We start from the raw sequence: 17168 nt of genomic DNA, 5'->3' as shown, positions 1-17168 counted from the left end.
CCGCCGTCAGGTCGTGGCGGTCACCGGGCGGGGGGCCGGGGGCAGCACCCGTTCGAGCGCGAGGGCACCGAACGCCAGGGCCAGGAAGATCACGGCGACCACACCGGTGCGCACGAGCGCGTCGGCGAGGCCGATCTCGGACACGTCGAGGAACGGGTACGGGTACCAGTCGACGATCGCCCCGTGGACGAACGTGTACGCGACCCAGGCGAGCGGGTAGACGATCGACCAGCCGACCGCCGCGAGCGTGGTCCGGGGTCGGGGGCCGACGAGGAGCCACGCCAGCACGGCGAAGACGGGCGTCACGGTGTGCAGGAGGAAGTTCGAGACCGCGCCGGCCGGAGTGAGGTCCCGCAGCCCGGTGAGCACCGTGTGGAAGACGATCCCCGTGACCGCGATGCACAGGAGCCCGTCCAGGCGCAGCACGGCGAAGAACCGTCCGCTGCGGTCCGGGCGCAGCACCATCAGCACGGCCGGGATCGCGGCGACGATGTTGGCCTGGATGGTGAAGTAGCTGAGCACCCGCACGATCCGCGTGCCGGGGTCGTCGCTGGTGAGGGCGGTCACCACCTCCATGGACACGCCGACGATCGCCGCGAGCGCGACGACGGCATGCAGGACCCGCGCGAGCACGAACCGTGGCGGCTGTGCGTCCGTCACGGCAGCCGGCCGACGTGCCCCATCGCCTGGCGCAGCAGCAGGCCCTGGCCGCCGTTCATCTCGAACTGGATCTGCTCGGAGCACGCCTCCTCGGGCGTCATCCACGCGAGGTCGATCGCGTCCTGCTGCGGCCGGCAGTCGCCCAGCACGGGCACCACGTACGCCAGCGACACGGCGTGCTGGCGGGGGTCGTGGTACGGCGTCACGCCYGGCGTCGGGAAGTACTCGGCCACGGTGAACGGCTGCGGCGACGCGGGGATCTGGGGGAGCGCGACGGGACCGAGGTCCTTCTCGATGTGCCTCACGAGGGCGTCGCGCACCCGCTCGTGGTACATCACGCGGCCGGAGACCAGCGCGCGGGACATCACGCCCTCCTGGGTCACGCGCAGGAGGAGGCCGACCTGGACCACGTCCCCGGAGTCGTCCACCCGCACCGGGATGGCGTCGACGTAGAGGATGGGCAGCTGGGTCCGGACGCGCGCGATGTCGTCTGCGCTCATCCAGCCGGCAGGGCGCTGCGGGCCGCGGGGGAACTCGGCGGAAGCGGTCACTGACCAGTTCTACCCCGTCGCCCCCGCCGACGCCGCCGCGGCGCGCTCACCCACCGGGATCCCTCGGGATGTGCGTCCCGCCACCCTCGGGAATAGTCGTCGGTGGTTGCGTGCTCTACCTCGCAGCAACTGGCAGCAACCGAGACTGGAGGAACGTCATGGCGACGACAGAGCTGACCGGCAGCACGATCGGCCAGACCATCAAGGACAACGAGATCGTCCTGGTCGACTTCTGGGCGGAGTGGTGCGGACCGTGCAAGCGCTTCGGGCCCGTGTTCGAGGACTCCTCGGAGAACCACCCGGACGTCGTGCACGCCAAGGTCGACACCGAGGCCGAGCAGGAGCTGGCCGCCGAGCTGCAGATCTTCTCGATCCCGACCCTCATGGCCTTCCGCGACGGCATCCTGGTGTTCAACCAGGCCGGCGCCCTGCCCGCTCCCGCGCTGGAGCAGGTGGTCGAGGCCGTGAAGGCGCTCGACATGGACGAGGTGCGCGAGAAGATCGCCGCGGCCGCCACCACGGCCTGATCCGCACGCACGACGGGCCGGTCCCCCCGAGGGGGACCGGCCCGTTCGTCGTGCGGGAGACGGGAGTCGAACCCGCACGCCCTCTCGGGCACCAGGACCTAAACCTGGCGTGGCTGCCGTTTCACCACTCCCGCGCAGCGGAAGTTTCCCACACCGGTCAGGCGACCTTGAGGTCCCGGCGCAGCTTGGCGACGTGGCCGGTGGCCTTGACGTTGTACTGCGCGAGCTCGACGCGGCCCTCGGCGTCGACGACGACGGTCGAGCGGATGACGCCGAYGACGGTCTTGCCGTAGTTGAGCTTCTCTCCCCAGGCGCCCCACGCCTCGAGCACCGCGTGCTCCGGGTCGGAGCCCAGCGGGAAGGTCAGGTGCTCCTGCTCGACGAACTTCGCGAGCGCCTCCGTGCCGTCCGGGGAGACGCCGACGACGGCGAACCCGGCGGCCTGCAGGGAGGCGAGGTTGTCGCGGAAGTCGCACGCCTGGGTGGTGCAGCCGGGGGTCATCGCGGCGGGGTAGAAGTACACGATCACGCGGCGACCGCGCAGGTCTGACAGGGTGACGGACCCCCCGTCGGCGGTCGGCAGCGTGAAGTCGGGGGCGAGGTCGCCGACGGCGAGGCGGGGCACGGTGTCTCCAGGCGCGTGAGGGGGATGGGCTGCCGCCAGCCTACGTCGGGACGCGAGGTAGCGTCGGGCGCGTGAGCACCTCCGAACCCGCCGCCGGCGAGCTGCCCATCCGCATGCTCAACGACCGCCTGCTCGTGTCCCTCGACGGCGAGCAGGGCGAGCGACGCTCCTCGGCGGGGATCGTCATCCCCGCCACGGCCGTCGTCGGCAAGCGGCTCGCGTGGGCGGCCGTCGTGGCCGTCGGGCAGCACGTGCGGCAGGTCCAGGTGGGCGACCGGGTGCTGTTCGACCCCGAGGACCGGGCCGAGGTCGAGCTCGCGGGCGCGACGTACGTGCTGCTGCGCGAGAAGGACGTGCACGCGGTCGCGGAGCCCCACGGGCCCGGCGAGGGAACCGGGCTGTACCTCTGAGCGTTCCCTCCACGCGACGACCGCCAGTCCCGGCGGCGTCGGCGTAGCGCCTTGCACCATGCCGATCCTGGTGGTGCCATGAACGGATGGGGCATCTCGGACGCGCGTCCGGGTGGCCCCCGAGGAGGTCGACCATGAACGACACGACGAAGGTTCCCGACGACGGCGAGAGCACCCAGCCGGTCCGCGACCTGCTGGCGGAGCACGTCCCGCTCGCGCTCATCGTCGACCTGGTGACCCCCGAGGCGACGTCGGAGGAGATCCTCGAGTCCGAGGGGTTGCCCGCCGATGCGTGGTGGGATCAGGCACCGGACGCGAAGGACGCGTGACGGTCGTCACGACGGCGGTTCTCGATTGGCAGATCGGGCGTCCGGCCTGCTAGCGTTCTCAACCGCGCGCCATTAGCTCAATTGGCAGAGCAGCTGACTCTTAATCAGCGGGTTCGGGGTTCGAGTCCCTGATGGCGCACCACCCGGAGGGCCTCCCACCAGCGACAACGCTGGAGGGGGGCCCTTCGTCGTCGGTGCTACCGACGCCGGGAGAGCTGGTCGACCGCGGCCTCGATGTCCCCGCCGGCCTCCTCGACGGGCTCCATGTAGAGCCGGCCCGCGACGATCTCGCCGTCGCGGACGTCGAAGATCGTGACTCCACGCATCGCGAACGGTGAGCCGTCGGCGTAGTGGCCCTGCCAGAGCCACTCGCCCCACTCGCGGTCGCCGTCCGACACGCAGCCGAGCAGCTCCGACGAGTAGTCGGGAACCCCCTCGAACATCGAGGTCCAGTTGGCCAGCACCTGCGCCCGCCCCACGAACGTCCGGCCCGGGTGGGCGGGCTGGGTGCTGTCGTAGTCGACCGCGAAGAGGGCCGTGAAGCGGGACAGGTCGTGGGAGTTGCCGGCCTCGCGCAAGAGCTCGTGCATCGTCGCCATCCCACCGAACGTAGTCGCGTGCAGGGCAGACGTCAGCGGGCCCGACCGGATCGCTCCGGTCGGGCCCGCTGACGGTCGGTACGGTGGCCGGCTGTCAGCTGTCGGCGGCGAGGGACCCGTCGCTCGAGAGCACCAGGCCGATGGCCGCCTCACCCTGGCGGACCGCCTGGCCGATCAGGCCGAAGTCGTACGACTTGAAGTCGGCGAACTCGATCCCGTACGTGTCCTCCAGGCCCATCTGGCAGAACGGACGCTCGGGGCACTCGGCCGGGCCGGCCAGGATGAGGCCACCGCACTTGGCGGCGAGCTCGCTGAGCGTCTTGACGTCGTACTTCGACGCGAACTCGGTGGTCACCGCGAACGCGTTCTGGTCCTGCGCGGCGGACGGCTTGCCCATGACCAGGCCGGCGGCGTCGGCGAGCGGTGTCAGCGCGGTCACGGTGGCGTCCACGTCGTCCGAGGCGACCGACGCGGCGTCGCTGCCGTTCTGCTGCGCGTTGAGGAAGTCGGCGAGCGTGGCGGCGTACTCGGGGACCGCCGTGAGCGTGCCGTCGGTGAGGGCCGGCAGGTACGTCTCGCGGTTGCCGATGGTCTGTACCTCGACCGTGTACCCCGCGGTGCGCAGGACGGCGGCGTAGATCTCCGCCAACGTGGCGTTCTCGGAGAAGTTCGCTGCGCCGATGACCAGCGACGTGCCTGCGCCGGGCGTGTCCTGCGCGGCCAGCTTCTCGTCGTCGACGAACTGCTTGGCCACCTCGCTGGAGGTCTTCCGGTCGATGTCGACGGCCTTGTTGAGCTCGATGAGCTTCTCGGTGTCGAGGGCCGCGGAGACCTTGTCCAGGAGCTCGATCACGGACGGGTTGGCCGCGGCCGCCGCCTTGTTGACGGCCGGGATGATGTTGTCGGCGTTCTGCAGGCCCTTGTCGTCCTCCAGGACGACCAGCTTGTCGCCGGCGACCGGGTCGCAGGTGGCAAGCCCGGAGCTGCTCGACGACGTCGGCTCGGCCTCGCCGCCGCCCGAGCCGGGTGCGCCGCAGGCGCCGAGCGCCAGGGCCGCGAGGGCGATGAGGGTCAGGGTGGTGGAGCGTCTCGCTCGCATGGTGCTCTCCTCGGGGAGTCAGCAGGGGGCGGGATGGGGATCCCGGTTGACGGACGGGGCCGTCGACGAGGTCAGGAGGATGGGCCGGACCTATTCGATCCGGTCGCCGCGGGCTCGGCAACCCCTGGCGACATGGCAGTTGACCGGCGCGTTCGCCGGGTGGGGCCTTCCGCGGTGTCCCGGGCGAGCGCCCGCAGGCCGCGGGGGGTCATCAGGTGCTGGGCGATCGCCAGCAGGCCCTCGGCCACGAGGCACAGAGCGGCGACCAGGATGCCGCCCGCCAGGACCTCGCCGTAGTTCTGGGTGGCGAAGCCCGTGACGACGATCGTGCCGAGGCTGGTGCCGCCGACCAGTGCCGCCAGGGGGACGGTCGCGAGCACCTGCACGGAGCCGGTGCGCACCCCCGCGGCGATCAGCGGCACCGCGAGCGGGAGCTCGACGGCCCACAGGCTCCGACGGCCCGACATCCCGACCCCGCGCGCCGCGTCCCGGACGTCGGCGTCGACCCCGCCCAGGCCCGTCACCGTGTTGGTGAGCAGGGGCGGGACCGCGAAGACAGCGCAGGCCAGCACCGTGGCGGTGTTGCCGAACAGCCCCCCGGCGGCGAGCAGCGTCAGGAGCGCCAGGGTGGGCAGCGCCCTGGTCGTGTTCGCGACGACCACGCCGAACGTCCCGCCGCGCTCGCGGTGCCCGAGCCAGAGGCCCAGGGGCAGGGCGACGACGGCTGCGAGCAGGACGGCCAGCACGGACACGACGATGTGGTCCCGCGTGAGGGCGAGCACCCCGTGGGGGCCGGTCCAGTTGAGCGGGTCGTTGAGCCAGGCGAAGGCCTCGGTCAGGACGTYCACGTCACACCGGCCTCTCGRCGCGCGCCCACGGCGTGAGCCGGCGGCCGACGAACGCGATGACCAGGTCGCAGACCAGGGCCAGCAGCAGGCAGAGCACCGTCGCGGTCATGATCTCGGCGTGGTAGTTGCTGCGGAACCCCCGGAACATCAGCTGCCCGAGCCCGCCGTAGCCGACCACCACCCCGACGGTGACCAGGGCGACCGTGGTGACGGTGGCCAGCCGCAGCCCGGCGACGATGCTGGGCAGCGCCTGCGGGAGCTCGACCGAGAACAGCATCCGGGTCCGTCCGAAGCCCATGCCCCGCGCCGCGTCCCGCACGGCGGGGTCCACGCCCTGCAGCCCGACCAGCACGTTCCGCGTGAGCACCAGCAGCGCGTAGGAGACGAGGCCGATGAGCACGGTGGTCCGGCCGATGCCCGTGTACGGCGCCAGGATGGCGAACAGGGCGAGCGACGGCACGGTGTACAGGACACCGGCGACGCCGAGGACCGGGCCGGCCAGGCGGGGTCGCAGGTGGGCGAGCGCGCCGAGCGGCAGCGCGAGCAGGAAGGCGATGACGACGGCCTGGAACGTCAGCGAGGCGTGCTGCTCGAGGTAGCGCGCGATGTCGGCGCTGTTGTGCTGGACGTACTCCCACGAGAACCACGGGTTGGGTGGTGCCTGGGCCAGACGCATGTCGCGAAACTACCCGGGGCCTGTGACACGCGCCCTCCCGGAGGGGATGACGTTGTCGCCCGACGGTGCGGGTGTCGGACGCAGGCACTAGCGTCCGGGAGGTGGCAGACGACCCGGCGATCGCCTTCGAGCACGTCAGCAAGTCGTACGCGTCGAGCCCCGAGAGCGGCGCCGCGGTCGACGACCTGAGCCTCGCGGTCAACCCCGGCGAGGTGCTCGTGCTGGTCGGACCCTCCGGCTGCGGCAAGTCGACGACCTTGCGGATGGCGAACCGGCTGGTGGAGCCGACGTCGGGCCGCATCCTGCTCGAGGGTGAGGACGTGACGAAGGTCGACCCGGTCGGCCTGCGCCGCCGGATGGGCTACGTGATCCAGAACGTCGGGCTCTTCCCGCACCGGACCGTCGCGCAGAACGTCGCCACCGTCCCCAAGCTGGTCGGCTGGGACCGCAGGCGCACGGCGGCGCGGGTGCAGGAGCTGCTCGACCTCGTGGGCCTCGACCCGGACCGGTACGCGAAGCGCTACCCGCACGAGCTGTCCGGCGGCGAGCGCCAGCGCGTCGGCGTCGCGCGGGCGCTGGCCACGGACCCGCCCGTGCTGCTCATGGACGAGCCGTTCGGCGCGGTCGACCCCGTCGGCCGGCGGCGCCTGCAGAACGAGTTCGCCCGCATCCAGCGCACGCTCGGCATCACGGTGATGCTGGTCACGCACGACATCGACGAGGCCGTGCGCATGGCCGACCGCGTGGCCGTGCTCAGCCCCGGCGCCCACATCGAGCAGCTCGCGTCGCCGCTGGACGTGGTGGCGCGCCCCGCCACCCCCGCGGTCGCGGACCTCGTCGGGCGGGGCCGCACGGCCCGGCTGCTCGCGCTCGGGCGGCTGGAGCAGGCCGACCTCGACCCCGTGTCGCCGCAGAGCGTCGGATCGATCGCGGCCGGCAGCGAGCTCGGTGACGTGCTCGCCGCGTTCGTGGGTGCGGACGGGCCGCTGGCGGTGCTCGACGAGCAGGGACGCGTCGTCGGCAGCGCCACGCCGGCCACCGTGGTGCGCGCTCTCGACCGCCTGACGGAGCCGTCGGAGGAGACGCACGCCACAGAGGCCGACGACGCCCCCCTCGGTACGCTGCGCACGTGACCACGACGACGACCGCCCGCCTCGCGCTCGCCACCTGTGCGGAGCTGCCCGATCTCGACTCCGACGACTTCGCCCTGCGCGAGGCCCTCACCGAGCGCGGCATCGCCACCGACGTCGTCGTGTGGGACGACCCGACCATCGACTGGGGCACGTACCCGCACGTGCTGATCCGCTCGACGTGGGACTACACCGACCGCCCGGCCCAGTTCGCCGACTGGACCCGCAAGGTCGAGCGCACCAGCACGCTGCTCAACCCGGCGTCGGTCGTCGGCTGGAACATCGACAAGACCTACCTGCGGGACCTCGAGACGGCCGGGCTGCCCATCGTCCCGACCATCTGGCTGGACCCCGAGCGCAACCACGACTCCCGGGCCATCCACACGCGGTTCCCGGCGTTCGGCGACTTCGTCATCAAGCCGACGGTGAGCGCCGGCTCGCGGGACACGGGCCGGTACGACGCCGGGGTCACGCAGCAGCGCTCGCTGGCGATCACGCACGCGAAGAACCTGCTCAGCGTCGGGCGCCGCGTGATGATCCAGCGGTACCTGCGCAAGGTCGACACCGTCGGCGAGACGGCGCTCGTGTTCATCGAGGGCGAGTTCAGCCACTCGGTCCGCAAGGGTGCCCTGCTCGACGGGCCGTACCGCGAGAAGCTCGCGGACGAGCTGTACCGCCAGGAGATCATGACGCCGCGCGACGCCAGCGATGCCGAGCGCGAGGTGGCCGACCGCGTGGTGGCCGCGCTGCCGGGCATAGTCCCGGGCATCGACGGACCCCTGCTGTACGCGCGCGTCGACCTGATCCCGGACGACGAGGGCAACCCCGTGGTGCTCGAGGTCGAGCTGACGGAGCCGTCCTTCTTCTTCGCGCACGCCGAGGGCTCGGCGGCGCGGTTCGCCGACGCGGTCGTCGCGCGGCTCTGAGCTCGCGGGCAGTGGCCCAGGCCACTGTCCGTCGGTTCCAGAAGTGGTCCCGGGCTCGGGTACACTTCTGGACGCCCCGACGTCCGCGTCGGGGGATCGTGGTGGCTATAGCTCAGGTGGTAGAGCACCTGGTTGTGGTCCAGGGGGTCGCGGGTTCAAGTCCCGTTAGCCACCCCATCGCGTCGGGCGTCGACCATCTGGTCGGCGCCCGTCGCCGTTCCCGGGTGCCTCTCGCCGCCCAGGCAGAGCCGCGCGACCGGGCCACCCAGCCGCGCCGAGAGCGCCGCGGTGTCGTCGAGGAACAGGCCGACCCACGCCAGCTGCAGCTCGCGCCGCGCCACAGCCTCGCTCCGGGGACGCCGCGCCGCGGCCAGCAGCCCGACGACCAACGACTGGGTGTCGGAGGGCAGGGCGTCGGGGACGGGGCCGCCCCGGTCCACGAGGGCGCCCGCGATGCCGTGGAACCAGCCCTGGGCGCCGGCCGACCGGCTGAGCAGGAGCGCGGAGATCTCCTCGTCGTGCTCGGGCGGCAGGGGATCGGGCCGTGGGAGCTCGTCGATGGCCTCGGCGGCCAGGCGCAGGCGACCGACACCGTTGATCACCGCCGTCACGTTCTCCAGGCTGTCGGGCTGCACGCCTCGCTCGGCCAGGTACTGCCGGAGCGCGCCGTCGAGCCGCAGCGACGCCGACGCCGCCCCGAGCGCGTCCGTGGGCGGCAGCTCGGGGCTCAGCGTGCGGTGGACGGTCTCCGCGAGCAGGTCGGACGTCGAGCGGTACGCCTCCGCCAGGGCGTGCCGCACCCGGCCGCCGGCGCTCCCCGGCCACAGCAGCAGCCCGACGACCAGCGCCGCGGCACACCCGATCGCGACGTCCTGCACGCGCAGGAGCCCCACCTCCCAGCCGACCGGCTGCAGGATGTTGAACAGGATGACGACGGCGACGGTGAAGGCCGCCTGGCCGGCCGCGAACGAGACGGTCTGCGGCGCGAACCCGGCCACCAGCACCGCCAGCGGGAGCAGCACCCACAGCGTCGCCGGCCCGGTGCCGACCAGCACGATCAGGCCGCCGCCGACGACGAACCCCGCGAACGTGCCCAGCAGCGCCCGCAGGACCGTCGACGTCGTGGTCAGCGCGGAGGTCCGCAGCACCGACATCGCGCCGAGGGCCACCCAGAAGCCGTGCTGCACGTGGCTGAGCTGCGCGACGAGCACGGCGATCGCGAGCCCCGCGCCCGTCCGCAGGCTGTTCTGCAGCCAGACCGAGTCGCGGTGCACCTGCTGCGCCGCGAGCCGTCCGGCAGCGGTGACCGGCCCGACGGCGAGCGGTGTCGCACCCCGACCGAGCAGCCGGTCCACCAGGGGGCGTGCGTCGGCCGCCGCCGATGCCGCCGCGGTCCGGCCCGCGAGCTCGGCCGCGTAGGCCCAGGCGTGCGCGCGCTGCGTGTGGTGGTCCAGCTGGTCGGCCGTGGGGGGCACGCCGCGCACGAGCTCGTCCGCCAGCTCGTCGGCGGCCGCCCGGCGGTCGGCTGCCAGGGCGGCGAGCGCGACGTCCAGGTGTCGGCGGGCCTCGACGGCGGCGGGGGAGTGCGGGTCGCGGCGCAGCGCGCCGCCCGACGCCACCAGGACGGCCGCGCACGAGCGAACCACCTGGYGGCTCCACGGCGGCCACCCCGCGACGGCCGCGGGGTCGGACACGCGGACCAGCTGGTGCAGCCACTCGAGCTCGTCGGCGAGCCGCAGCAGGAGGCGGCTGCCGGTGGTGAGGGTCACCGGGCGGTAGGCCGTGCCGCGCAGGGCGCGCCGCAGGTCGTCGACCGCCGGGTCGACCTCGCCCACGGGCCGGGCGTCGCACAGCGCCGTGAGCCGGGCGCCGAGCGCGGCGCAGACGGCCGCCGACGTGGACCGCAGCCGGTCGTGCTCCCGCGGCGGCCACAGCAGCAGCGCGGCGAGCACGCAGACCACCGCCGCCAGGCCCCAGCCGAGCAGTCGCGGCGGGATCTCGGAGGCCTCGCTCGACACGGTGACGGGCAGGACGAACAGCAGCAGCGCCGCGTTGCGCGCCGACGCGACGGCCGCCGACACCGTGCCGGCGAACGCGACGAGGGTGCCGACGACCAGCATCCCGAGCGTCGCCGTCCACCACGACCGCGAGACGAGGGTGCCGAGGCAGATCAGCGCGCCGCCGACGACGACCAGGCCCGCGTACGAGCCGAGCCGGCCCGCCGGGCTGCCGGGGAAGTCGACGAACAGCAGCAGGGCGAACGACCCGAACACGCCGAACGTGACCAGCTGGGGGTCGTGCAGCAGCAGGTCGGAGATCGCGAGGACGATGGTCGCCGCCAGTGCGACCCGGACGGCCCGGTGCTGGGCGTAGGACTCCGGGTCGTGGCGGCGCAGCCAGCGTCGCAGGCGTCTCACGGTCACCTCCGTCGGCGCAGGTCCAGCAGCACGCTCAGCGTTCGAGCAGGGCGCCCTTCACCGACGTCGCGACGACCTCTGCGGCGATCTTCTTCGCGGCCGAGGAGTCGGGGCCGGGCTGGGCCGGCAGGAGCGCCGCCCGGTAGTAGCGCAGCTCGTCGATGCTCTCGAGGATGTCCGCGAGCGCGCGGTGCCCGCCGTTCTTGCGCGGCGAGGCGAAGTACACCCGCGGGTACCAGCGGCGGGCCAGCTCCTTGATCGAGGAGACGTCGATCACCCGGTAGTGCAGGTGGCCGACCAGCTCGGTCATGTCGCGGTCGAGGAACGCCTTGTCGGTGCCGACCGAGTTGCCCGCCAGCGGGGCCTTGCCCGGGTCCGGCACCCACGTCCGGACGTACTCGAGCACCTTCGCCTGCGCGTCCTCGAGGGTGGTGCCTCCCGCCAGGCCCTCGAGCAGCCCGGACGTCGTGTGCATGGTCCGCACGAAGTCGTTCATCTGCTCGAGCGACTCGGCCGGGGGAGCGATGATGACGTCGACGCCCTCGCCCAGCACGCGCAGCTCGGAGTCGGTGACCACGGCGGCCACCTCGACCAGGGCGTCGGCACCCAGGTCCAGGCCGGTCATCTCGCAGTCGATCCAGACGATGCGGTCGGCGCTCTCGTTGCCGGGGGTGGCGGGCGCGGGAGTCGGCGTGCTGGTCACGGGGGTCAGCCTAGGGGGCGGTGCGCCCCGACGCCGGATAGCGTCGGCGGATGTCCGACGACGAGGCACCCGTGCCGCGGCCACTCGCCGCCCTCCGCGCGCGCCCCGTGCTCTGGGCCCTGCTGCCCGGGCTGGTGCTGGTCGTCGCGGGCGTCGCGGTGTTCCTCGGGGTGCTGGACGCCGTCCGGGAGAAGGACGACCTGTGGAACCTCGACCAGCCGGTGCTCGACTGGATGGTGGCGCACCGGTCGGCGGGCTGGACGGCGGTACTGGCGACCATCACGTTCGTGTCCGGTCCGGTGGTGCTGCCGATCCTCGTCGGCGTCGCGTGCCTGGTCTGGGGGCTGGTCCGGCGGGAGTGGTGGCGGCCGGTGCTGCTGGCGGCGGCCATGCTCGGGTCGTCGCTGCTGGGCCTCGCGGTGAAGGGACTCGTCGACCGGCCCCGGCCACCCGCGGACACGATGCTGGTGCCCGGCGCCGAGCACACGGCCTCGTTCCCGTCCGGCCACACCCTGGGCACGGCGACGTTGCTGCTGGTCGCGGGCTACCTCGTGTGCAGCCGCAACCCGTCGGTCTGGCGGATCGTCGCGTGGGGCGTGGCGGCCGTCGTCGGCACCGCGCTCGTGGCCCTGAGCCGGCTGTACCTCGGGTACCACTTCCTCACCGACGTGGTGGCCGCCGTGGGGCTCGCGGTCGCGGTGCTCGGCGTGGTGTCGATCGTCGACCGGCTGCACACGGGACCGCCCTCGGGCTGAGCCCTACGCGTGGCCCTGGTCGTGGCCGGGGACCGTCGAGGCGAGCCACGCGGCGACGGGGACGACGACCGCGATCGCGCCGGCGATCCAGAGGCACGCGGTCCACGAGGTGCCCGCCCAGCGCAGCACGCCGAGGGTCCCCGCGCCGGCGGCCAGGCCGAGGCCGATCCGCTCGAGCCAGAGGACGGCGTGCCGCACGACGCGCTGCTGCGGGGGCTGCTCGGCGGCCGGGTCCGGGGTGGAGTGCCGACCCATCAGCGCCGGGTCGACCGGGGACGGGGGTGCGGCTGCATGGCGACATGGTGGCACGCACGACGGCGGGCGCGGACCAACCCGGCTGTGCGGGTCGGTCCGCGCCCGAGGGGTCAGGCTGCGGTGCGGTGGAGCAGGGCGCCGAGGACGTCGGCGACGTGCGTCCGGTGCGGCGTGGTGCGCCGCGGATCCGGGGGCCGACCGATGTTCTCGGACGGCTGTCTGGCCTCGCGCGCCGCCTCGACGACGCGCGCGTGGTGGGACTCGGCGAGCCGGTGGGCGTACTCCTGGCGCGCGAGGTCCTGGGACATGTTCTGATACACGGGGTTCTCCTTGGGCATGACGGTGTCAGGGCCCGAAGCCCTGGCTCTTGGTGGTGTGGGAGTACTCGACCACGTCGCCGTGACCGCCGTCACGTGATTAATCCGCCGGTTTCGCCCGCTTCTCCGCGCCTGGCAGGATCTCGACGGCCGACGCCTGTCTGCCGCATGGACGGCCGCCGCCGACGGGGAGAGGCTGCGACGGTGACCTGCCCGGTGGGTCGCCCGCGGTGCGCAGCCGGGCGGGGTCCCGCGGCGAGCGCTGCTCGTCGCGGTCCTGGCCGCCGTGTACTTCGCCGTCGCCGTGGCCACCGGCGGGGACCTCGAGCCGTTCGTGCTCGTGCACACCAGCTGCATCGTGGCGATCTACGTGCTCGGGGCCGCGGCCGCCGTCCGGCTGCTCGCGCGCGGCAGCCCCGGGTGGTGGTCCGCCGTCGTCGCGTGCGCGCTGGCGCTCGTGCTCGCCGTGCTGGCAGGGTCGCACCTGCTGGTGCCGCTCGGGCTGGCGCTGGTCGCCGTCGTGGTCGGCGTCGTGCGTCGCGGGCGCGTGCGGACGAGGGGTGACGTGGGATGACGCCGGCGAGCCGCTCGTCGACCGGCGGTCGTCTGCGACGTTCTGGCGGACGCCGGTCGCGCCCCGGTCTCCGTCTACTGGGCCCCCGAGGGAGGAGCTCGAAACGGCAACCTGGGGTTGAGTAGGCCTTTGATTCGATCAGCGGCGCCGTGGTCAGCCTGATTCGCTGCTCTCCGGTCCGGGCTCCGGGTTCAGTTGCGCGAGCAGGTGCCGGTCGTACAGCCACGCGGCGGAGCATCCGCTGGCGATGCCGATTGCGGCGGCTGCGATAAGCACCCCACCGCCGTAGGTGAGGAGGTACGCGCTGAACATCAACGTGACGACGAACCAGACGATCTTTAGCGGTCCCGGGCCGTCAAACGACCCGCCTGCCGAGAAGTTGAGCTGGGAGGCCGGCGAGAGCCATCCGCCGATGAATCCTGCGGCGACGAGGATGACGAGGCTGATGGCGATGACACCTCGGTAGTCCCACTCGCCGTGGTGGTGGTCGTAGACGAGCCACAGGGCGACGGTCCCCCCGATGCCTAGGACGGCGGGGAGTGCGCTGATGGCAACGGTGGCCATGGTGACACCGGTTTGGGCGTCGACCTTGGTGTTCTCGATGAGGCTGGCGACGTTGGTCCAGTCGGCCTTCACTCCGACGAGCACGGTGATCAGGCCGGCTGTGAACCAGATCCACCGCATGGTCTTCTTGGTGAAGATGGGTTGCTGGTTCATGACGGCGACCCCAATGTCCGCTTTGTGCATGTTTGGGGCAGTGTGACAGGCCGCAGCCCGCCGGTGCCACAACCCAACGGCCTGGAAGTCGACTTGCGCGGGGATGCATTCAAGGCGCCCCCGGCAGGACTCGAACCTGCAACCTACGGATTAGAAGGCCGTTGCTCTATCCGTTGAGCTACGGGGGCTGGGCGTGCGTCCACAGCCTAACGGCGGGCCGCGGGGTCCTCGGATCCGACGAAACGGGTGCAAACGCCCCGCGTGGCGCGTTTTGCCAGGTCAGGTGACACCGCGACAATGGGCGCGTGAGCGCGCAGCCCGGCACCGCGCCAGTGCACCCCGCGCAACCTGTGCGGCCGCTGGCTGCACCGGCGCGCCATGCGGCCGTCGACCCGCGGGACGTCCTGGCCCGCCCCCTCGCCGCGACATCCCTGCTGGACGCCGTCCGGGACCTGCGCCGCGACGTCGAGGCCACCGGGTTCCCGCTCGAGATCGACGGCATCGCCTCGGCCCGTGCCTCCCGGGCGCGCCTGGTCGACCAGCTGGGCGAGCACCTGGTCCCGCGCCTCACGGAGCTGTCCGCGCCCGCGGTCGTCGTGGTGTCGGGGTCGACCGGCGCGGGCAAGTCGACCCTGGTGAACTCGCTGGTCGGGGCCGAGGTGAGCACCGCGGGCGTCCTGCGGCCGACCACCCGCCGGCCCGTCCTCGTGCACCACCCGCTCGACGCCGAGCTCCTCTCGCACCACCCCGTCCTCGAGTCCGTGAGCGTGGTGGCCGACGAGCACGTGCCGCGCGGCATCGCCCTGCTCGACGCCCCCGACCTGGACTCCGTGCTGGAGTCGAACCGGGAGTCGGCGCACCGGCTGCTCGAGGCGGCGGACCTCTGGCTCTTCGTCACCACGGCCGCACGTTACGGCGACGCCCTGCCCTGGCAGGTGCTGCAGGGGGCCGTCGAGCGCGGCGCGTCCATCGCGATGGTGCTCAACCGCGTGCCCCCGGCCTCGCTGCCGACCGTGCGCGGCGACCTGCTCGACCGGTTGCGCGGCCACGGTCTGCAGGGGTCGCCGTTGTTCGTCGTGCCCGACCTCGGACCGCACGAGGGCATGCTGCCCCCGGCGGTCGTCGCGCCGATCCAGCGCTGGCTCGCGATGCTCGCCGGCCCGGACCGCGCGCGCACCGTCATCGGCCGCACGCTGCGCGGGTCCCTGGCGGCCCTGCGGCCGTGGGTCGACGAGCTGGCCGAGGCGGTGCAGGCGCAGGCCGACGCCGCGAGCCGGATCGACGCGCTGCTCGACGAGGTGATCGTGGCGCCGACCACGCAGGCGGCGGCATCGATCCGCGGCGGGGCCGTCGCCGACGGGGCCGTCCGTGCGCGCTGGGCCGAGCTCACGGCCGACGGCGCACCGCTCGCGGGCATCGTCCGCTCCTCCGGTCGGGTCCGGGGCTCCTCGCGCGAGGGCCGGGCTCGTGCGGTCGCCGTCGAGCCGCTGGTCGAGGACCTCACGCGCTCCGCGACCGCGACTCTCACCGCAGCCGGTGCGCACACCGAGGAGGTCCTGCGCGCGGCCCTCACCGGACCGGACCGGCCCGAGGGCGGCGCCTCGGTCGATGCGGCCTGGGTGGGGACGGGCCTGCGCACCGGGCGCCGCAACGCCGCCGAGCTGGCCGCCCGCGCGTGGACGGCGCAGGGCCCCCGGGTCGTGCGTGCCGCCCTCACCGTCGGTCCCGCGGAGGTCTCGCCGGACGGCGCCGCGCGGTCCCGCCGGGACGTCGCACGCGAGTCTCGCCGACGCCGCAAGGCCGAGCACGCGCTGGGCGACGAGGGCCTCRCCGCGGTGGCGCTCGCCGCGGCGGCGGGGGTGCGGGAGGCGCGTGAGCTGCTGGTGGACCTCGTCGACAGCGCCGGAGAGCGCGCGGTCGAGGAGCTGCGCGCCGACCTGGTCGCGCGCGTCGCCGGCCAGGTGGCCGTCGAGCGTGCCGCCGTGGGCGACGTCCTCGCCGACCCCGACCTGGCCGAGGACGCCGCGTCCCGGCTCCGGCTGCGGCTCGCCGTGCTGAAGGGACTGACGTGACCGCGACGCCCGACGGACCGCTGCACGGCGACGACACGGCCGCCCTCGGCGCCCGCGTCGACGCGCTGGACGAGGCGCTCGCGATCGGTGGCGCGCGCCTGGCGCCGGCCGTCGTGACGAGCGTGGTCGCGACCGTCGACGGTGTGCGGGAACGCCTCGCCCTCGGGGTGGACCACACGGTCGTCGCGCTCGTCGGAGGCACCGGCTCCGGCAAGTCGAGCCTCTTCAACGCGATCTGCCGGCTCGACTTCGCCGACGTCGGCGTGCGGCGGCCGACCACCTCCGAGATCACCGCGTGCGTGTGGGGTGGCGACGGGGGACCGCTGCTGGACTGGCTCGGCGTCGTGCCGGACCGCCGCATCGAGCGCGAGAGCCTGCTCGACGGTGAGTCGGAGGCCGCGCTGCGTGGGCTGGTCCTGCTGGACCTGCCCGACCACGACTCGATCGCGCCGGAGCACCGCGAGGTGGTCGACCGGCTGCTGCCCCAGGCGGACCTGCTCGCGTGGGTCGTGGACCCGCAGAAGTACGCCGACGACGCCCTGCACAGCGGCTACCTGCGCCGGCTCGTCGGGCACGAGGCGTCGATGGTGCTGGTCCTCAACCAGGTGGACACGGTGCCCGAGGACGTCCGGGCCGAGCTCGTCGCGGACGTCGAGCACCTCCTGGTCGACGACGGGCTCACGGGGGTGCCGGTCCGCGAGGCCTCGGCCCGCACGGGCGAGGGGATCGGCGTGCTGCGCGAGCTGTTGGCCACCGCCGTCAGCTCGCGCTCGCTCGCGGCCCGGCACGCCGGTGCAGAGCTCAACGACGCCGCCGCGCTGCTCGCGGCCGAGGTCGCCGCCCGCGAGCCCGCTCCGGCCGCCCTGTCCGTCACCGACGTGGTCGACRAGCTCTCCGCGGCGGTCGGGCTCCCGTCCGTCGCCGCCGGCGTCGGTGCGGCCGTCCGCACGGGCTCCACCGCCGCGCCCGGGTTCGGGG

General features: G+C 73.5%; 21 protein-coding genes and 4 tRNA genes. 11 read left to right on the top strand and 14 right to left on the bottom strand.

What is annotated here, in order from left to right; genetic code table 11:
* Positions 1-6 precede the first annotated feature (6 nt).
* Positions 7-660 (bottom strand): Pr6Pr family membrane protein, encoded by a 654-nt coding sequence (locus ACXJKG_RS04475; RefSeq protein ID WP_456844557.1) that lies wholly within the window; start codon positions 658-660, stop codon positions 7-9.
* On the bottom strand, positions 657-1211 hold the full coding sequence (locus tag ACXJKG_RS04470) for an NUDIX hydrolase family protein (RefSeq protein ID WP_456844556.1): 555 nt from the start codon (positions 1209-1211) through the stop codon (positions 657-659). The genes ACXJKG_RS04475 and ACXJKG_RS04470 overlap by 4 nt, the downstream gene beginning before the upstream one ends.
* 158 nt (positions 1212-1369) lie before the next feature.
* Here ACXJKG_RS04470 and trxA point away from each other — a divergent pair, with 158 nt between their 5' ends.
* Positions 1370-1738 (top strand): thioredoxin, encoded by a 369-nt coding sequence (trxA, locus tag ACXJKG_RS04465; protein ID WP_370503817.1) that lies wholly within the window; start codon positions 1370-1372, stop codon positions 1736-1738.
* Positions 1739-1789: 51 nt separating this feature from the next.
* On the opposite strand, the gene ACXJKG_RS04460 is transcribed toward trxA, so the two are convergent.
* Positions 1790-1872: transfer RNA gene (locus tag ACXJKG_RS04460), tRNA-Leu, on the bottom strand.
* 23 nt (positions 1873-1895) lie between these two features.
* Positions 1896-2363 carry a thioredoxin-dependent thiol peroxidase gene (gene bcp, locus ACXJKG_RS04455; protein WP_456844555.1) on the bottom strand — a complete coding sequence of 156 codons (468 nt, stop codon included), beginning with the start codon at positions 2361-2363 and terminating at the stop codon, positions 1896-1898.
* Between the two features lie 113 nt (positions 2364-2476).
* Between bcp and ACXJKG_RS04450 the strand changes: the two genes are divergently transcribed.
* From ACXJKG_RS04450 to ACXJKG_RS04440, 3 genes are all read left to right on the top strand, one after another.
* Complete coding sequence (locus ACXJKG_RS04450) at positions 2477-2773, top strand: GroES family chaperonin (protein ID WP_456844572.1); 297 nt, start codon at positions 2477-2479, stop codon at positions 2771-2773.
* Between the two features lie 134 nt (positions 2774-2907).
* The gene (locus ACXJKG_RS04445; RefSeq protein ID WP_456844554.1) at positions 2908-3102 is read left to right on the top strand and encodes a hypothetical protein; all 195 of its coding nucleotides are present in this window, start codon (positions 2908-2910) and stop codon (positions 3100-3102) included.
* Between the two features lie 66 nt (positions 3103-3168).
* Positions 3169-3244 (top strand) — tRNA-Lys (locus ACXJKG_RS04440).
* Between the two features lie 55 nt (positions 3245-3299).
* Here the strand turns inward: ACXJKG_RS04440 and ACXJKG_RS04435 are convergent.
* From ACXJKG_RS04435 to ACXJKG_RS04420, 4 genes are all read right to left on the bottom strand, one after another.
* Positions 3300-3701 (bottom strand): nuclear transport factor 2 family protein, encoded by a 402-nt coding sequence (locus tag ACXJKG_RS04435; RefSeq protein WP_456844553.1) that lies wholly within the window; start codon positions 3699-3701, stop codon positions 3300-3302.
* 94 nt (positions 3702-3795) lie between these two features.
* Positions 3796-4800: a glycine betaine ABC transporter substrate-binding protein gene (locus ACXJKG_RS04430; protein ID WP_456844552.1), complete on the bottom strand. Its 1005-nt coding sequence runs from the start codon at positions 4798-4800 to the stop codon at positions 3796-3798.
* A 71-nt stretch (positions 4801-4871) separates the two neighbouring features.
* Positions 4872-5648, bottom strand: a complete 777-nt coding sequence (locus ACXJKG_RS04425; protein WP_456844551.1) for an ABC transporter permease — start codon at positions 5646-5648, stop codon at positions 4872-4874.
* Position 5649: 1 nt separating this feature from the next.
* The gene (locus tag ACXJKG_RS04420) at positions 5650-6324 is read right to left on the bottom strand and encodes an ABC transporter permease (protein ID WP_456844550.1); all 675 of its coding nucleotides are present in this window, start codon (positions 6322-6324) and stop codon (positions 5650-5652) included.
* Between the two features lie 101 nt (positions 6325-6425).
* Here ACXJKG_RS04420 and ACXJKG_RS04415 point away from each other — a divergent pair, with 101 nt between their 5' ends.
* The 3 genes from ACXJKG_RS04415 to ACXJKG_RS04405 all read left to right on the top strand — a co-directional run bounded on the left by ACXJKG_RS04415 (position 6426) and on the right by ACXJKG_RS04405 (position 8557).
* Entirely contained in the window at positions 6426-7457 is a 1032-nt protein-coding gene (locus ACXJKG_RS04415; RefSeq protein WP_456844549.1) for an ABC transporter ATP-binding protein, read from the top strand.
* Positions 7454-8380 (top strand): ATP-grasp domain-containing protein, encoded by a 927-nt coding sequence (locus ACXJKG_RS04410; protein WP_456844548.1) that lies wholly within the window; start codon positions 7454-7456, stop codon positions 8378-8380. Before ACXJKG_RS04415 ends, ACXJKG_RS04410 begins: the two co-directional genes overlap by 4 nt.
* Before the next feature lie 101 nt (positions 8381-8481).
* Positions 8482-8557, top strand: a tRNA-His gene (locus ACXJKG_RS04405).
* Here ACXJKG_RS04405 and ACXJKG_RS04400 read toward each other — a convergent pair.
* A complete protein-coding gene (locus ACXJKG_RS04400) occupies positions 8536-10797 on the bottom strand; it encodes an FUSC family protein (protein WP_456844547.1) in 2262 nt (753 codons plus the stop codon). The two genes, ACXJKG_RS04405 and ACXJKG_RS04400, sit on opposite strands and share 22 nt — an antisense overlap.
* Positions 10798-10831: 34 nt before the next feature.
* Positions 10832-11500, bottom strand: a complete 669-nt coding sequence (gene orn / locus ACXJKG_RS04395) for an oligoribonuclease (protein ID WP_456844546.1) — start codon at positions 11498-11500, stop codon at positions 10832-10834.
* A 50-nt stretch (positions 11501-11550) separates the two neighbouring features.
* On the opposite strand from orn, the gene ACXJKG_RS04390 reads away from it, so the two are divergent.
* Entirely contained in the window at positions 11551-12255 is a 705-nt protein-coding gene (locus tag ACXJKG_RS04390) for a phosphatase PAP2 family protein (protein ID WP_456844545.1), read from the top strand.
* Positions 12256-12258: 3 nt separating this feature from the next.
* Here the strand turns inward: ACXJKG_RS04390 and ACXJKG_RS04385 are convergent, their stop codons facing one another.
* Positions 12259-12510, bottom strand: a complete 252-nt coding sequence (locus ACXJKG_RS04385) for a hypothetical protein (protein ID WP_456844544.1) — start codon at positions 12508-12510, stop codon at positions 12259-12261.
* A 110-nt stretch (positions 12511-12620) separates the two neighbouring features.
* The gene (locus ACXJKG_RS04380; RefSeq protein WP_456844543.1) at positions 12621-12830 is read right to left on the bottom strand and encodes a hypothetical protein; all 210 of its coding nucleotides are present in this window, start codon (positions 12828-12830) and stop codon (positions 12621-12623) included.
* 283 nt (positions 12831-13113) lie between these two features.
* Here ACXJKG_RS04380 and ACXJKG_RS04375 point away from each other — a divergent pair, with 283 nt between their 5' ends.
* The gene (locus tag ACXJKG_RS04375) at positions 13114-13401 is read left to right on the top strand and encodes a hypothetical protein (protein ID WP_456844542.1); all 288 of its coding nucleotides are present in this window, start codon (positions 13114-13116) and stop codon (positions 13399-13401) included.
* A 153-nt stretch (positions 13402-13554) separates the two neighbouring features.
* Here the strand turns inward: ACXJKG_RS04375 and ACXJKG_RS04370 are convergent, their stop codons facing one another.
* Together ACXJKG_RS04370 and ACXJKG_RS04365 are read right to left on the bottom strand one after the other, a co-directional pair.
* Complete coding sequence (locus tag ACXJKG_RS04370) at positions 13555-14118, bottom strand: hypothetical protein (protein ID WP_456844541.1); 564 nt, start codon at positions 14116-14118, stop codon at positions 13555-13557.
* 115 nt (positions 14119-14233) lie between these two features.
* Positions 14234-14306 (bottom strand) — tRNA-Arg (locus ACXJKG_RS04365).
* A 117-nt stretch (positions 14307-14423) separates the two neighbouring features.
* On the opposite strand from ACXJKG_RS04365, the gene ACXJKG_RS04360 reads away from it, so the two are divergent.
* Positions 14424-16190 carry a dynamin family protein gene (locus ACXJKG_RS04360; RefSeq protein ID WP_456844540.1) on the top strand — a complete coding sequence of 589 codons (1767 nt, stop codon included), beginning with the start codon at positions 14424-14426 and terminating at the stop codon, positions 16188-16190.
* On the top strand, positions 16187-17168 hold a 982-nt coding region (locus ACXJKG_RS04355), incomplete at its 3' end, for a GTPase (RefSeq protein ID WP_456844539.1). The genes ACXJKG_RS04360 and ACXJKG_RS04355, both read left to right, overlap by 4 nt.

This window comes from Cellulomonas sp. P5_C6, from assembly GCF_054049635.1.
Note: the sequence above shows the minus strand (reverse complement) of the source record. Positions and strands in the feature narration are given on the sequence as shown.

What these genes read in the sequence shown, in the direction of transcription:
- trxA (WP_370503817.1), top strand. Translation starts at nt 1,370, where the DNA reads ATGGCGACGACAGAGCTGACCGGCAGCACGATCGGCCAGACCATCAAG.
- ACXJKG_RS04450 (WP_456844572.1), top strand. Translation starts at nt 2,477, where the DNA reads ATGCTCAACGACCGCCTGCTCGTGTCCCTCGACGGCGAGCAGGGCGAG.
- ACXJKG_RS04445 (WP_456844554.1), top strand. Translation starts at nt 2,908, where the DNA reads ATGAACGACACGACGAAGGTTCCCGACGACGGCGAGAGCACCCAGCCG.
- ACXJKG_RS04435 (WP_456844553.1), bottom strand. Translation starts at nt 3,701, where the DNA reads ATGGCGACGATGCACGAGCTCTTGCGCGAGGCCGGCAACTCCCACGAC.
- ACXJKG_RS04430 (WP_456844552.1), bottom strand. Translation starts at nt 4,800, where the DNA reads ATGCGAGCGAGACGCTCCACCACCCTGACCCTCATCGCCCTCGCGGCC.
- ACXJKG_RS04390 (WP_456844545.1), top strand. Translation starts at nt 11,551, where the DNA reads ATGTCCGACGACGAGGCACCCGTGCCGCGGCCACTCGCCGCCCTCCGC.
- ACXJKG_RS04385 (WP_456844544.1), bottom strand. Translation starts at nt 12,510, where the DNA reads ATGGGTCGGCACTCCACCCCGGACCCGGCCGCCGAGCAGCCCCCGCAG.
- ACXJKG_RS04370 (WP_456844541.1), bottom strand. Translation starts at nt 14,118, where the DNA reads ATGAACCAGCAACCCATCTTCACCAAGAAGACCATGCGGTGGATCTGG.